This is a genomic window from Nonomuraea sp. NPDC005650, assembly GCF_040605375.1.
In the GTDB taxonomy this organism is placed as follows: Bacteria; Actinomycetota; Actinomycetes; order Streptosporangiales; family Streptosporangiaceae; genus Nonomuraea.
Genome location: NZ_JBEXCR010000046.1, coordinates 15,507 through 29,777 on the forward strand (window position 1 = coordinate 15,507; position 14,271 = coordinate 29,777).

Genomic DNA, 14,271 nt, shown 5'->3' on the forward strand with positions numbered 1-14,271 from the left:
GAGCGCTAACAGCCGACCGGGGGCCACCACCCGGCGGCCATGGTGCGGGGCAGTCCGGCGGACAGACACCACGTCCCCGGAGTCGCCCCTCTCGGAGAGTCGCCGATGAGGAGGTACGCGGAGGCACAGCATGGCGACGGCCTCCGGCGGTGCGCCGCCGCAAGATCCAGCGCCTGGTCATCGGCTGTCACCTGGCCAAGTGACCTCTGTCAAGATCCTGAACCGCCGAACGATGTTCCGCAGTGTCAGCCAATCTCTCTATTAACAAGGTGCTCTTGCTGGGTGACCGTGGGCGCGTAAAGATCCCCCATGCAAGGAGGTCGCCATGATCCGCGCACTCAACAAGCTGGGAGACCGCCTCCTCGACAAGGTCCTGCCGTCGGCCGACGCGTCGGCCGCGTGCTGGACCGACTGGTGCTGCCAGGGCAAGTTCTGCCGGACCTGCTGCTACCACGACTCCTCCGGCACGGTCAGCTGCGGCAGCTTCGACTACTGCTGACGCGTCCTACCGGCAGCCCCAGGACAGTGCCGGTCGACACCCGGCCGGCACCGTCCTGGTGGGTTTTCCGTGCTTTGCCGCCCACCCCTGAGGAGCTCCCATGCCGTATCTCGTCGCCGCCGTGGTCGTCGTCGGACTGTTGTGCCTGGTGGACCTGGTGCTGACCCTGGCGGTGATCCGCCGTCTGCGCGTGCACACGCTGCGGCTGGCCGAGCTGGCGCCGACGCGGCCCCCGCTGGTGCGGCCGGGAACGACGCTCGGCGACTTCAGCGCGACCGCCCTCGGCGGGGAGACCGTGTCGCGCGCGTTCTTCTCGGGACCCTCCGTGGTGGCGGTGTTCTCCACCGAATGCGCGTCCTGCCACGAGCGGCTGCCGGAGTTCACGTCCTACCTGGCCGACACCCGTCCCGAACGCGTGCTGGCCGTGGTCACGGGCGACCCCGACGAGGCCCGGCGGTTCACCGGCGAGCTGACCTCGGCCACCGTCGTGGTCGAGCCGATGGGCGGGCCGGTGAGCAGGGCGTTGCAGGTCTCCCAGTTCCCCAGCTTCTACCTGGTCGACGGTGACGCGGTGGTCGTGGCGGCCGACACCGCCCCGGGCAGGCTGCCGGCGGCCACGCGCCGATGACCTCTCCTGGCGGAGACGCTGGAGACACCGAGAACGGCGGGGACGGCGGTGCCGCGCGGCGACGGCGTCTTCGCGCGGCCGCGGCGCCGGCCTGGCGGGCGCACCCGGCCGCCGTACTGGCAGCAGGGGTCACGGTGCTGCTCATGGGCCTGGTTCCGGTGGTCGCCGCGTGGCTGACCAAGCTCGTTCTCGACGGCCTGGCGGCCGGGGCGGGTCCCGCCGAGTTGATCCCGTACGGCGTGGCGCTCGGCGTGAGCGGCCTGGCGGGCGCGGCCCTGCCCGCGGTCGCGGAGTACGCCCAGGAGCAGCTGCGCCGCGCGCTCCAGGTGTTGATCCAGGATCGCCTGTTCCAGGCCGTCAACGCCCACCCGGGGCTGAGCCGCTTCGAGAACCCCGCCTTCCACGACCGCGTACGGCTGGCACAGGAGGCCGGCCAGAACGCGCCGCAGCGGATCGTCCGTTCCGGCCTGGGGATCGCTCAGGGAGCCGTCACCCTCGCCGGATTCACCGCGGCGCTGGCCGTGATGGCTCCGGGGATGATCCTCGTGGTGGCGCTCTCCGCGATCCCCTCGGTCCGCGCCCAGCTCGACCTGTCCCGGCGCCGCGCCGGGATGATGTGGGGCGTCAGCTCCAGGACCCGCCGGCAGATCTTCTTCGCCAACCTTCTCACCAGCCCCGACGCGGCCAAGGAGATCCGGCTGTTCGGCCTCGGCGACTTCCTGCGCGCCAGGATGCTGGGCGAGCTGCGCGCGGTGAACGCCGCCGAGCAAGGGCTGGCCCGCAGGACGCTGCGTACCCAGGGGTCGCTGTCGCTGCTCGGAGCGGCCGTCGCCGCGTTCGGCCTGCTCTGGGCGATCACCGCCGCCGCGTCGGGCACGCTGAGCGTCGGCGACGTCGCCGTGTTCGTGGCGGCCGTCGCCGGAGTGCAGTCCGCGCTCACGTCGATCGTCGGCCAGTCGGCCGACGCGCACAACGCGCTGCTGATGTTCGGGCACTACCTCGAGGTCGTGGCCGACGCGCCGGACCTGCCCGTCCCGCGGCGTCCACGCCCCGTCCCCTCGCTGCGCGAGGGCATCGAGGTGCGCGACGTATGGTTCCGGTACGACGACGCGCACCCGTGGGTGCTCCGCGGTGTCGACCTCTTCATCCCGCGCGGCGGCTCCCTCGCCCTGGTCGGGCTGAACGGCGTGGGCAAGAGCACCCTGGTCAAGCTGATCTGCAGGCTGTACGACCCGGTACGCGGGTCCGTCCACTGGGACGGCGTCGACCTGAGGGAGATGGATCCCGCCGAGCTGCGCGGCCGGATCGGCGCGGTGTTCCAGGACTACATGTCGTACGACCTGACCGCGGCCGAGAACATCGGGCTCGGCGACGTCACGGCACTCGACGACCGCGACCGGGTCGAGGCCGCCGCCAGACTGGCCGGGGTCCACGAGACGGTCGCCGGGCTGCCGCGCGGCTACGACACGCTGCTGAGCCGGATCTTCTTCGGCGACAGGGACAGCCCCGAGGCCGGAGTCGTGCTGTCCGGCGGGCAGTGGCAGCGCCTCGCGCTGGCCCGCGCCCTGATGCGGGAGGGGCGGGACCTGCTCGTGCTCGACGAGCCGAGCTCCGGCCTGGACGCGCAGGCCGAGCACGCCATCCACCAGAGCCTGCGCCGCCACCGCGCGGGGCGGACCAGCCTGCTGATCTCGCACCGGCTCGGCGCGGTGCGGGAGGCGGACGTGATCGTCGTGCTCGCCGAGGGGCGGATCGCCGAGCGCGGCTCGCACGCGGAGCTGATGGCGCTGGGAGGCGAGTACGCGAGCCTCTTCACCCTCCAGGCGCAGGGCTACGAGCCGGCGGATTCGGGGGAGGAGGCGAGCCGGCGGACGACGACGCCGAGCACGCGGTCGACGGGCACGTAACCCCACACCCGCGAATCCTCGCTGACCGGCCCGTCACCCAGGACGACCAGCCGGCCCGCCGGCACGGTGTCACCGGGCGAGGCCCCCACGCGAGCCATGACCTGGACGGGCACCGGATCACCCGGCACGGCCACCGCGCGCTTGATGAACCACCTGGCCGCCTCCGGCGCCGGCAGCGGCTCCGTACGCCACTTTCCCCCGGGCAGCGCCGTCTGCAGCACCACGACCTGGCCGCGCCGGACGCCCGCCCCCGTGGTCCTGCGGACGAGCACCCGGTCGCCCGTGCGGTAGGTCGGCAGCATGCTCGCCCCGCTGATCCGGACGACGACGAACCGCCGCCGGGCGACGACCAGACCCGCGGCCAGGACCGCGATCGGGGCCAGCAGGATCATGACGCGCCGCACGGCGCCCTCCAAAGTCGATCAGCACCACTGGACTGCCGACACTAATGCCCGATCGCCTCCGCCGGGGCGGGGGCTCGGCGCAGCCGTACCGCCAGCACGATCAGGACGACGGGGAGGAGCGTGTACAGCGCCCACGCGAGCGTGACCGGACTGGCCGCCGCCTCCTCCGGGGATTGCGCGCACCCGAGCACCGGCATCCAGTTCAGGGCCAGGTCCCTGAGCACCATGGGCGCCACCGCCAGCCAGCCGACGAGCCGGCCCAGCGGCCGGTGGCCGGTGCGGGCCAGCAGCGCCCACAGCCCGAAGCCCACCGCGACCACGATCGGCTGCGGGACCAGGATCAGGAGGGCCTCCGCGTACATGAGCTCCTCCGCACCGCCGAAACAGTCACCGTTCATGATCATGATCGAGTACTCCATCGTTCCGCCGGGCAGGGTCGCCAGGTACATCGCCTGAGGAACGCTCACCAGCACCAGGGCGGCGCCCCACATGATCAGCGGCCACCGCCGGCGCAGCGGAGCCGGCTCCGGCCTCCCTTCCCAGCGGACGGTCTGGCCGAGCGTCAGGAGCAGCGCCGCCGTGGCGAGGCAGGCGAGGGCGATCAGCAGGAGATCGTCGGTGTCCCAGGGCAGGATTCGCAGATCCTCGAAGTCGATCGGTTTGCCGATGGCGTTCTGGGCCGCGGCGTAACGCTGGATCTCGTACTGGCTCGGCTTGCCGATCCCGGTGATCGGCGTCGCGGCGGCGGCCACGGCGAGCAGGGCCAGCAGCGCGGCGCCCAGCCGTGGCGCCCATCGCCGGCGGCGCAGCACCACGCAAGGCACGATCAGGAGCGCGGCGACGGCCGCACCGGTGACGACGTTGGCGGCCTTGGGCGCGATCAAGGCGGGAACCAGCGGCATCAGGATCGCCGCGGCGCATAAGGCAGGCACAGAGATTTTCGACGACACCAGCGACGCGTTTATCGCCCGCGACGCGATCATGTCAAGCGAGGCAGCCCGCGGCCTGCTTCAGCGGACGAGCAAATGGACGAGGGCGACCCCGCCTACGGCCACGATCAGGAAGCGGAGCGTGGCGGGGCGGAAGCGGCGGCCCACGTCGGCGCCGAGGTGGCCGCCCAGGGCGGAGCCGGTCGCGATGAGGGCGACGGCCGTCCAGTCGTAGTCCGCGACGAACAGGAACACGAGCGCGGCTGCGGCGTTGACCACGGCGACCAGGACGTTCTTGGCGGCGTTGAGGCGCTGGGGCGTCTCGTCGAGGAGCATGCCCATGAGGGACATGTAGATGATCCCCTGGGCGGCGGCGAAGTAGCCGCCGTAGACGCCGGCGAGCAGCAGCCCGGCGAAGAGCCCGCGACCGGGCGTCTCGCGGTGGCGGCGGCGCAGGTACCTGCTGATGCGGGGCTGCAGGATGACCAGGACGAGGGCCAGGGCCACCAGGACGGGGACGATCCGCTCGAACGCCGAGGCCGGCAGGGTCAGCAGGAGCACCGCGCCGCACAGGCCGCCGAGCAGGGCGGCGACGCTCAGCTTCAGCAGGCGGCGGGACTGGCCGCGGAGCTCTCGACGGTACCCGACGGCCCCGCTGATGGAGCCGGGGATCAGGCCGAGCGCGTTGGTGACCGTGGCGGTGACGGGCGGGAGGCCGATGGCGAGCAGCAGAGGGAAGGTGATGAGGGTGCCGGAGCCGACGACGGTGTTGAGGGCCCCGGCGCAGATGCTCGTCGCGAAGACGGCGAGCATCTCCCAGGGGGTCACGACGTTCCCGCCGGGCAGCGATCAGGGGAGGCGCTGCTCAGAGCCGGCGGGGTCGTCGTCATGCGGCCGACGCTAGACGGGAAAAGCTTCGATGCCCGGCGAAGTGTCGGCGCTCACAGGGGGGCGAGCGGCTATCGGGTGGCGTCGGCGTGGTGGGCGAGGGTGGTGATGCGGGTGGCGAGGTCGGGCCAGAGGGCGCGGGGCAGGTCGTGGCCCATGCCGTCGATCACCACCAGCTCGGCGCCCGGGATGGCGGCGGCGGTCGCGCGGCCGCCGCTGACGTCGCACATGGCGTCGTTCGCGCCGTGGATCACCAGCGTGGGGACCTCGACGGTACGGAGCCGGGCGGTGCGGTCGCCCGAGGCGACGACCGCGACGGCCTGGCGGGCGACGCCGGTCCGGTCGTGGTCGCGGTCGTAGGAGAGACCGGCGCGTTCGCGCAGCGCGGCCTCGTCGAACGCGAAACCGGGCGAGCCGGCCAGGCGGAAGATCGTGACCGACCGCTCGACCGCCTCCTCGCGGGTCGTCGGCGGCGGCCCCGCGAAGGCGGCCATGGTCTCGGGACGGGCCTGGCCCACGGAAGGGTCGCCCGTGGTGGACATCATGGACGTCAGCGACCGGATCCGGCCCGGATGCTCGATCGCGATCGTCTGGGCGATCATCGCGCCCATCGAGGCGCCGACGACGTGGGCGCTGTCCAGGCCGAGCGCGTCGAGCAGGCCGACGGCGTCGGCCGCCATGTCGGAGAGCGTGTACGAGGCCGAGGACACGTCGCCCGCGAGCGCCGCCGGCAGGTCGGGCTCCGGCGCGTCGTGGAGATGCGTGGACAGGCCGCTGTCGCGGTTGTCGAACCGGATGACGTGCAGGCCGCGGTCGACGAGCTCCGCGCAGAAGCCGTCCGGCCAGTTGATCAGCTGTCCGGCGAGGCCCATCACCAGCAGCACGGGCGGGGCCTGGGGGTCGCCGAGGCGCTCGTACGCGATCTCGATGCCCGACGGACCGACGTTCGGCGCCTTTTCCACGGTCACCGATGAATCATCCCCCGAAAGCGCCGGGCAGGGGCGGAAGTCAGCGGGTTTCGACGGGTGGGCGGTTCCGGTTGAGGCGGTCGGAGACGGCGGGCAGCAGGCCGCGGGGCAGGAAGAGCACGACCAGGATGAGGACGAGCGCGTACACGGCGTACGACAGCACGCTGGGCGCGTACGACGGCATCCCCGGCAGCGCGGCCAGGCTGTTCAGCCCCTGCACGAGCAGCGTGATCGCGGTCGCGCCGGCCACGGCGCCCCAGATCGTGCCCAGCCCGCCGACCACGGCCATCACGATGTACTGGATCGAGATGAGCACGGGGAACGAGCCCGGCGCCACGTACCCCGTGTAGAAGCAGTAGATCCCGCCCGCGAGGCCCGCGAACGCCGCCGACAGTGCGAACACCGCCAGCTTGTACCGCCCGACCGGGATCCCCGAGGACGCGGCGGCGGTCTCGCTGGTGGCCAGCGCGCGCAGGGCGCGGCCCGGCCGCGAGGTGATCACGTTCCGCGTCACCAGCATGACAAGCGCCAGCCCGATCCAGGTCAGGTACGCGTACGCGGACGCGCCGCCCGCCTCGAACGACCCGATCGAGAACTGCGGGATGGCCTGCAGCCCGATGTCCCCGCCGGTGAACTCCAGCTGCCCGGCCAGCGAGAGCAGGATGAGCTGCATGGCCAGCGTGGCGAACGCCAGATGGTGGCCGCGCAGCCGCAGCAGCGGCACGCCGATCACCAGCGCGAACCCGGCCGCCACCAGGGGTGCGGCGACCAGTCCGGCCAGTGGTGGCACGCCGTTGAGCGCCAGCAGCGCGGCGGTGTAGGCGCCGACGGCGTAGAAGGCGCCCTGGCCCAGCGAGACCTGCCCGGCGTAGCCCATCAGCAGCGACACCCCGACCGTGACCATCGCGGCCAGCCCGAGCAGGATGTACACGGCCAGCGCGCTGTCGTCGAGCACCAGGGGCAGCGCCAGCGTCCCGGCCGCGGCCAGTAGCCCGGCCGCCAGGCGGATCACGCCTGCTCCTGGGAGAGAGCCGAGCGCCGGCTCGCCTGTACGATCATGACGACGATCATGAGACCCAGCGCCACCTCCAACTGGTGCGACCCGTAGCCGTAGCCCGCGGCCATGGTCTCGGCCACGCCCAGCAGCAGCGCCCCGGCCAGCGTGATCACGGGCCGGGTGAGCGCGCCGAAGACGGCCGCGGCGAAGGCGTTCACGATGAGCGTGACGTCGGTGTCGAACGAGATCGGCCGCAGCGGCGTCACCAGCACCCCGGCGACCCCGCCGAGCAGCCCGCCCAGCGCGAACGCCAGCAGCCCCATCAGCCGCGGGTCGATCCCGACCACGCGGGCCGCGTACGGGTTGGAGGCGCAGGCCGTCAGCGCCTTGCCCAGGTAGGTGCGCCCGAAGAAGAGCGCCAGCAGGGCGAACGCCGCCGCCGTCACGCCGATGACCAGCAGGTGCTGCGTCTGGATGCGCGCGCCCGCGAGCGTCACCGAGCCCGCCAGGCCGGGCGCCGAGCGCGGCTGGTCACCCCACAGGACGATCTCGACCGAGTACGCGAGCACGCCGACGCCGAGCGTCACGATCAGCGACGACAGCTGCGTGGTGCCCCGGCGGCCGATGGCGGCCAGGCCGGTCAGCAGCCCCGCGAACCCCGCGACCAGGACGGCGGCCACCTCGCTCAGCCCGTGCGGGAACCCCAGCCCGAGCAGCGAGGACGTGCACAGCCCGGCGACCACCGCGAACGTGCCCTGCGCGAAGTTCACCACGCCCGTGACCCGGTGGATCACGACCAGGCCGCTGGCGATGAGCGCGATCGAGCACCCGACCGCGAGCCCGTTCAGCAGGTACGTGAGGAAGGCGCTCATGTGATAGCCCCGCCCAGGTACGCGCTGGCCACCCGGGGATCGTCGGCCAGCACCGCGCACTCGCCCTCGGTCACCACCCGGCTCGCCTCCAGCACGTACGCCCGCCGGCACAGCTCGAACGCCAGCCGCGCGTTCTGCTCGATGAGCAGCACGGTCAGCCCCTGCTCCCGGTTCAGCTCGGCGAGGTGCTCGGCCAGGTCGGCGGTCACGTTGGGCGCGAGCCCCAGGGACAGCTCGTCCACCACCAGCACCGAGGGGCGCGACATCAGGGCCCGCCCGAACGCCACCATCTGCTGCTCGCCCCCGGACAGCACTCCGGCCCGCCGGCCGGCCAGCTCCGCCAGCCGGGGCAGCAGCTCGTACACGGACGAGGGATCCCGCAGGCCCGACCGCCATCCGCCGAGCGCCAGGTTGTCGGCGACGGACAGGTCGGGGAAGAGCTGGCGGCCCTCGGGGATGAGCGCCAGCCTGCCCTCGATCTCCACCGTGCCCGAGGTGGGCCGGAGCAGCCCGGCGAGGGTGTTGGCCAGCGTGGACTTGCCCGCGCCGTTCGGGCCGAGCAGCGCGACCATCTCGCCCCGCCCCACCGTGAGCGTGACGTGTTCGAGCGCGGTCGCGGTGCCGTACGAGACGACCAGGTCCTTGACGTCGATCATGAGGCCTGTCCGAGGTAGGCGGCGAGCACCAGCGGATCGGCCCGCACCTCGGCGGGCGAGCCCTCGGCGATGACCCGGCCCAGGTCGAGCACCACCACGCGGTCGGCCAGCCGGGTCACGAACGCGACGTCGTGCTCGACGAGCAGGATCGTCAGCCCGTCCGCGCGCAGCTCCTCCACCAGCGCCGCGAGCCGCTCGCGCTCCTGGCCGCGCAGCCCGGAGGCGGGCTCGTCGAGCAGCAGCAGCCGGGGCCGCGCGCACAGGGCGCGGCCGAGCTGGAGCGCCCGCTGCTGCCCGATGGGCAGCAGCTCGGCCGGCCGGTCCGCCCACTCGGCCAGCCCCACGCGGCTCAGCACGGCGTCCGCCTCGGCGGTGATCTCGCGCTCGTCGCGCCGGTGCCGCGGCAGCCGCAGCGCCGCCGACACGAACCCGGCATCGGTACGGCCGTGCATCCCGACCATGACGTTCTCCCTGACCGTCATGCCGCGGAACACCCTGGCCGCCTGGAACACGATCGACATGCCGAGCCGGGCCCGCCGGTGTGGCGCGAGCCGGTCCACCCGGTGCCCGAGGAACGAGATCTGGCCGTGGTCGGCCGCCAGATGGCCGGTGATCAGGTTGAACAAGGTGGACTTGCCCGCCCCGTTCGGCCCGATGACGCCGCAGACCTCGCCGTCCGCGACGGTCAGGGACACGTCGCGGACGGCGTAGACGCCCCCGAAGGAGCGGGAGAGCCCGGTGACCTTCAGCACGCGCTACCCCGCGCCGACGGTCTTGGTGAGCTGCTCCTTGGCCCAGTCGGTGGGAACGAACTTGCCGTTCTGCACCGTGTTGACCGAGATGAACTCGGGGGAGAGCCCGGAATGGTCGGTGGGGGAGTAGCGGAAGCGGCCGTTGGGCGTGACCAGGTCCATGCTCTCCAGGGCCTGCTGCACCTTGGCCTTGTCGGTGCTGTTCGCCTTCTTGATCGCCTCGAACAGCAGCAGGCTCGCGCTGTAGCCGTCCTGCGCGAACTGCGGCGGCGGATAGCCGTATTTCTGCTGGTACGGCTTGGCCATCTGCTCGATGATCTGCTTCTGCTTGCCGTCGGGCAGGTATTCGCCGACGACGCCGATGGCGCTCTGCACGGTCATGCCCTCGGCCGCGCCGCCCATCGGCTCCAGCCACAGCTTGCTGGCCTGCGACGCGGTCAGGAACAGCGGCGTCTTGAGCCCCGAGGCCACGTACTGCTTGGCCGCCGTCACGCCGGGCGCGCCCGACCCCCAGAACACCAGCGCCTCGGCGGCGGAGTCGCGCACGTGGGTGAAGAGCGGGCTGAAGTCGGAGGTGGTCGTCTCGTACGGCTCGTCCACGGCGATCTTCACGCCGTACCTGGACGCGAGCGCGACCATCGACTTGTGGCCGGAGACCGAATAGGCGCTCTTGGAGTCCCAGGCCACGGCGATCGTCTTGATGCCCTTGGCCTGGAGGTACTGCAGGTAGCGCTCGGCGTACATGCTGGACAGGGCGGGGGTGACGAAGATGTACGACTTGATCGGCTCCACCTGCTCCTGGGCCGGGGCCAGCGACAGGTACGGCATCTTGTCGCGCTGCGCGAGCGGCTCGACCGCCAGCGCCGAGTTGGAGAACACCGGGCCGATCAGCACGTCGATGTCGCCCTTGATCTGGTTGTAGGCCACGATGCCCTGGTCGGGGGCGGTCTTGTCGTCGCGCGTGACCAGCTCCACCTTGCGGCCGAGCAGCCCGCCCTGCGCGTTGACCTGCTCGACGGCCAGCTCGACGGCCTTCTTGTCCTCGCTGCCCAGCGGCGTGTAGTTGCCGGTGAGGGAGACGATCAGGCCGACCTGGATCGGGTCTTGGGCACCGCCGCCGGAGCCACCGCCGCCGGAATCACCGCCGCAGGCGGTCGCGGCCAACGCGAGACAAACCAGAGAAGGAAGAAGCCTGCGCATTCAGGACCTCCTGGGATGTGGCCCTGAATGTAGGCAGTTATATTACGGCTGTCAATAGACTGCCCAATCTCGTCGGGAGGGCTTCGATGCGGCCTCAGTCGGTGATTCTGACGTTCCTCGGCGATCATGTGTACGGTCGCGGGATCTGCGTGTCGTCGGGCAGCTTCATCGAGGCGTTCGCCAAGGTCGGGATCTCGGAGGAGGCGACGCGTTCGACGCTGACCCGGATGGTCCGCCGCGGCCTGCTGCGCCGCCAGCGGTCGGGGCGCCGCATGTACTTCGGCCTCACCCCGACGAGCACCGAGGTGCTCAAAGACGGCGAGCGGCGCATCTGGCACAGCGGCGTGGTCAACGACGCGGACGAGGATCGCTGGACGCTGATCGGCTTCTCGCTGCCCGAGTCCTGGCAGCGCCAGCGGCACGAGCTGCGCTCGCGGCTGGTCTGGGCCGGGTTCGGGCCGCTGCAGAACGGCCTGTGGATCGCGCCGGGCGACGTGGACGCCGCGCACGTGATCGAGGACCTCGGTGCGAACGTGAAGGTCTTCTCCGCCGAGCCCAGACACCCGACCGACATGCAGGCGCTGGTCGGGGACGCCTACGACCTGTCGGGCCTGGGCGAGCGCTACCGGGGGTTCCTGCGCGGCTGGGACCGGGCCGACCCGGCGCCGGACGCGCCCGACGACCTGGCGCGCTCGCTGACCCTGCTGACCGGCTGGCTGCAGATCATCAGGGCCGATCCGCGGCTGCCGCTGCGCTACCTGCCGCACGACTGGCCGGCGGAGAAGGCCCAGCGCGTCTGCCACGCGTTGCACGAGCGGTTCAGGCCGGAGGCGGCGCGGATCGCGGAGCGGCTTCTTGACGTTGTGCCCGACGAAACTTGGGCAGAACGGTGACAGCCATCGCCCAGTGGCCTAACTTGAGGGCTTGAGCGTCAAGGAGCGCCGATGCGGAATCAGGGGATTGGCTCGTGGCCCGCGCGCCGGGCCCGCATGACGCCCGAACGGGTGGCGGTGACGTACCGGGGACACGATCGCACGTACGGTGAGCTGAGCGAGCGGATCTACCGGCTGGCCTCGGCGCTCGGCGTGGGGCGCGGCGAGCGGGTCGCCTTCCTCGGGGTCAACCAGCCCGCGACGGTGGAGACGTTCTTCGCGGCGGGGCTGGTGGGGGCCGTGTTCGTGCCGCTCAACGCCCGGCTGGCCAGGCCGGAGCTGCGGTTCATCCTGGAGGACGCGCAGGCGTCGGTCCTCGTGCTGGGCGAGGAGCAGGACGGGGAGGGGCTGCCGGGTCGGCACGTCAGAGCCGCCGACTACGAGGCGCTGCTCGCCTCCGGCTCGCCCGAGCCGACCGACGAGCCGGTGCGCCAGGAGGACGTGTGCCTGATCATGTACACGTCCGGGACCACGGGACGCCCCAAGGGGGCCATGCTCACCCACGCCAACCTGACCTGGAACACCTTCAACCTGCTGGTCGACGTGCCGCTCGCGCACGACGAGGTCACGCTGGTCAGCGCGCCGCTGTTCCACATCGCGGCGCTGGCCCAGACGCTGGTGCCGACCGTGCTCAAGGGCGGCCGGGTCGTCCTGGAGCCCTCCTTCGACGTGGACCGGACGTTCGACCTGATCGAGGCGGAGCGGGTGACGGTGATGTTCGGGGTGCCGTCGATGTTCGGCTTCCTCACGCACTCGCCGCGCTGGGCGGGGGCCGATCTGTCGAGCCTGCGGCACCTGCTGTGCGGGGGCGCGCCGGTGCCCGAGCCGCTGATCCGGATTTATCAGGATCGGGGGCTGACGTTCCTGCAGGGGTACGGCATGACCGAGACGGCGCCCGGGGCCCTCTTCCTCGGGCCCGAGCACTCGATCGCCAAGGCGGGCTCGGCCGGGGTGCCGTGCTTCTTCTCCGACGTACGGCTGGTCGCGCCCGACGGCGCCCCGGCGGGTCCCGGCGAGCCGGGCGAGGTGTACGTACAGGGGCCCAATGTCATGGCCGGCTACTGGCGGCGGCCGGAGGAGACCGCGAAGGTGCTGTCGGCGGACGGCTGGTTCCGCTCGGGTGACGTCGGCGTCGCCGACGAGGACGGTTACGTGCGCATCTCCGACCGGCTCAAGGACGTGATCATCTCCGGAGGCGAGAACATCTATCCGGCCGAGGTGGAGAGCGTCCTGTTCGGGCACGACGCGGTCGCCGAGTGCGCGGTGATCGGCGTGCCGGACGACAGGTGGGGCGAGGTGGGCAAGGCGCTGGTCGTGCCCGCGCCGGATGCCGCGATCGAGCCCGACGAACTGCTGGCGTACCTGGACGGCCGCCTGGCCCGCTTCAAAATCCCGAAATATCTGGAATTCGTCCCTGAGCTGCCGAAGAACGCGGCGGGCAAGCTGCTCAAAGCCCACCTCAGACGGCTCTACGGGCACAAGCTCCACGACCACAGGAGATGATCTGCGATGCGCACCTCGCCGCCCTTCCGCGCGGACCACGTCGGCAGCCTGCTCCGCCCGCCCGCGCTGCTCCGCGCCCGCGAGACCCTCACGGGCGACGCGTTGCGGGAGGCCGAGGACGCGGCCATCAGAGAGGTCGTACGCCGCCAGGAGGAGATCGGGCTGCAGAGCGCCACCGACGGCGAGTTCCGCCGGGCCTCGTGGCACATGGACTTCATCTACCGGCTCGGCGGCATCGGCCAGGCCACCGATGAGCACATCACGGTGCGCTTCCACAACGAGCAGGGGGACATCGAGTTCACCCCGGCGGCGCTGCGCGTGCAGGAGCGGATCCGGCTGAACGAGCCGATCTTCGCCGACGACTTCACGTTCCTGCGCGACACCGCCACCACGGTCGTGCCGAAGCTGACCATCCCCTCGCCGAGCATGGTCCACTACCGCGGCGGGCCGGCGGCCATCGACCCCAAGGTCTACCCGGACGTGGAGGAGTTCTGGCGGGACCTGAGCGCGGCCTACGCCGAGCAGGTGCGCAGGATCGGCGCGCTGGGGTGCACGTACCTGCAGTTCGACGACACGAGCCTGGCGTACCTGAACGACCCGGCCCAGCGCGCGGAGCTGAGCTCGCGCGGGGACGACGCCGAGCACATGCATCTGCGCTACATCAAGCAGATCAACGCCGCCCTGGCCGCCAAGCCCGGCGGGATGACGATCACCACGCACATGTGCCGGGGGAACTTCCGCTCCTCCTGGGCCGCCTCGGGCGGGTACGACCACGTGGCGGAGGCGCTGTTCGGCGAGCTGAAGGTGGACGGGTTCTTCCTGGAGTTCGACGACGAGCGGTCCGGGGGCTTCGAGCCGCTGCGCTTCGTGCCGCCCGGGAAGATGGTGGTGCTGGGGCTGGTCACGACCAAGCGGGGCGAGCTGGAGTCGAAGGACACGCTCAAGCGGCGGATCGACGAGGCCGCCAAGTTCGTCGACCTCGACCAGATCTGCCTGTCGCCGCAGTGCGGGTTCTCCTCCACGGTCGAGGGCAACGAGCTCACGGCCGACGAGCAGTTCGCCAAGCTCCGCCTGATCGTCGAGACGGCCCAGGAGGTCTGGGGCTGAGCGGCCGACGGCGGGCCGTGCGTGTCGGG

Annotated in this window: 15 protein-coding genes; 6 read left to right on the top strand and 9 right to left on the bottom strand. The window is 71.8% G+C overall.

Annotation, left to right across the window (positions count from 1 at the left end):
• Positions 1 to 325: 325 nt before the first annotated feature.
• The 3 genes from ABZS69_RS52440 to ABZS69_RS52450 all read left to right on the top strand — a co-directional run bounded on the left by ABZS69_RS52440 (position 326) and on the right by ABZS69_RS52450 (position 3,034).
• Positions 326 to 499, top strand: coding sequence for a hypothetical protein (locus ABZS69_RS52440; RefSeq protein WP_355388235.1), 174 nt, complete (start codon positions 326 to 328; stop codon positions 497 to 499).
• Between the two features lie 100 nt (positions 500 to 599).
• A complete protein-coding gene (locus tag ABZS69_RS52445) occupies positions 600 to 1,127 on the top strand; it encodes a TlpA disulfide reductase family protein (RefSeq protein WP_355388238.1) in 528 nt (175 codons plus the stop codon).
• The gene (locus ABZS69_RS52450) at positions 1,124 to 3,034 is read left to right on the top strand and encodes an ABC transporter ATP-binding protein (RefSeq protein ID WP_355388241.1); all 1,911 of its coding nucleotides are present in this window, start codon (positions 1,124 to 1,126) and stop codon (positions 3,032 to 3,034) included. Before ABZS69_RS52445 ends, ABZS69_RS52450 begins: the two co-directional genes overlap by 4 nt.
• On the opposite strand, the gene ABZS69_RS52455 is transcribed toward ABZS69_RS52450, so the two are convergent.
• The 9 genes from ABZS69_RS52455 to ABZS69_RS52495 form a co-directional block, all read right to left on the bottom strand.
• Complete coding sequence (locus ABZS69_RS52455) at positions 2,959 to 3,438, bottom strand: S26 family signal peptidase (RefSeq protein ID WP_355388244.1); 480 nt, start codon at positions 3,436 to 3,438, stop codon at positions 2,959 to 2,961. The genes ABZS69_RS52450 and ABZS69_RS52455 overlap by 76 nt on opposite strands.
• A 41-nt stretch (positions 3,439 to 3,479) precedes the next feature.
• Entirely contained in the window at positions 3,480 to 4,340 is an 861-nt protein-coding gene (locus ABZS69_RS52460) for a hypothetical protein (RefSeq protein ID WP_355388247.1), read from the bottom strand.
• Positions 4,341 to 4,448: 108 nt separating this feature from the next.
• Positions 4,449 to 5,195: a sulfite exporter TauE/SafE family protein gene (locus ABZS69_RS52465; RefSeq protein WP_355388250.1), complete on the bottom strand. Its 747-nt coding sequence runs from the start codon at positions 5,193 to 5,195 to the stop codon at positions 4,449 to 4,451.
• Between the two features lie 131 nt (positions 5,196 to 5,326).
• Complete coding sequence (locus ABZS69_RS52470) at positions 5,327 to 6,223, bottom strand: alpha/beta hydrolase (protein WP_355388253.1); 897 nt, start codon at positions 6,221 to 6,223, stop codon at positions 5,327 to 5,329.
• A 40-nt stretch (positions 6,224 to 6,263) separates the two neighbouring features.
• Positions 6,264 to 7,235, bottom strand: coding sequence for a branched-chain amino acid ABC transporter permease (locus tag ABZS69_RS52475; protein ID WP_355388256.1), 972 nt, complete (start codon positions 7,233 to 7,235; stop codon positions 6,264 to 6,266).
• The gene (locus tag ABZS69_RS52480; RefSeq protein ID WP_355388259.1) at positions 7,232 to 8,092 is read right to left on the bottom strand and encodes a branched-chain amino acid ABC transporter permease; all 861 of its coding nucleotides are present in this window, start codon (positions 8,090 to 8,092) and stop codon (positions 7,232 to 7,234) included. The genes ABZS69_RS52475 and ABZS69_RS52480 overlap by 4 nt, the downstream gene beginning before the upstream one ends.
• A complete protein-coding gene (locus ABZS69_RS52485; protein ID WP_355388262.1) occupies positions 8,089 to 8,748 on the bottom strand; it encodes an ABC transporter ATP-binding protein in 660 nt (219 codons plus the stop codon). Before ABZS69_RS52485 ends, ABZS69_RS52480 begins: the two co-directional genes overlap by 4 nt.
• Positions 8,745 to 9,500 (bottom strand): ABC transporter ATP-binding protein, encoded by a 756-nt coding sequence (locus ABZS69_RS52490; RefSeq protein WP_355388265.1) that lies wholly within the window; start codon positions 9,498 to 9,500, stop codon positions 8,745 to 8,747. The genes ABZS69_RS52485 and ABZS69_RS52490 overlap by 4 nt, the downstream gene beginning before the upstream one ends.
• A gap of 3 nt (positions 9,501 to 9,503) precedes the next feature.
• Complete coding sequence (locus tag ABZS69_RS52495) at positions 9,504 to 10,664, bottom strand: ABC transporter substrate-binding protein (RefSeq protein WP_355388268.1); 1,161 nt, start codon at positions 10,662 to 10,664, stop codon at positions 9,504 to 9,506.
• A gap of 122 nt (positions 10,665 to 10,786) precedes the next feature.
• Here ABZS69_RS52495 and ABZS69_RS52500 point away from each other — a divergent pair, with 122 nt between their 5' ends.
• Genes ABZS69_RS52500 through ABZS69_RS52510 form a run of 3 tightly spaced genes read left to right on the top strand, consistent with a single transcriptional unit; the run spans position 10,787 to position 14,242 of the window.
• Positions 10,787 to 11,593, top strand: a complete 807-nt coding sequence (locus ABZS69_RS52500) for a PaaX family transcriptional regulator C-terminal domain-containing protein (protein ID WP_355388271.1) — start codon at positions 10,787 to 10,789, stop codon at positions 11,591 to 11,593.
• Positions 11,594 to 11,644: 51 nt separating this feature from the next.
• A complete protein-coding gene (locus tag ABZS69_RS52505) occupies positions 11,645 to 13,135 on the top strand; it encodes a long-chain fatty acid--CoA ligase (RefSeq protein ID WP_355388274.1) in 1,491 nt (496 codons plus the stop codon).
• A gap of 6 nt (positions 13,136 to 13,141) precedes the next feature.
• A complete protein-coding gene (locus ABZS69_RS52510) occupies positions 13,142 to 14,242 on the top strand; it encodes a 5-methyltetrahydropteroyltriglutamate--homocysteine S-methyltransferase (RefSeq protein WP_355388277.1) in 1,101 nt (366 codons plus the stop codon).
• Positions 14,243 to 14,271 lie beyond the last annotated feature (29 nt).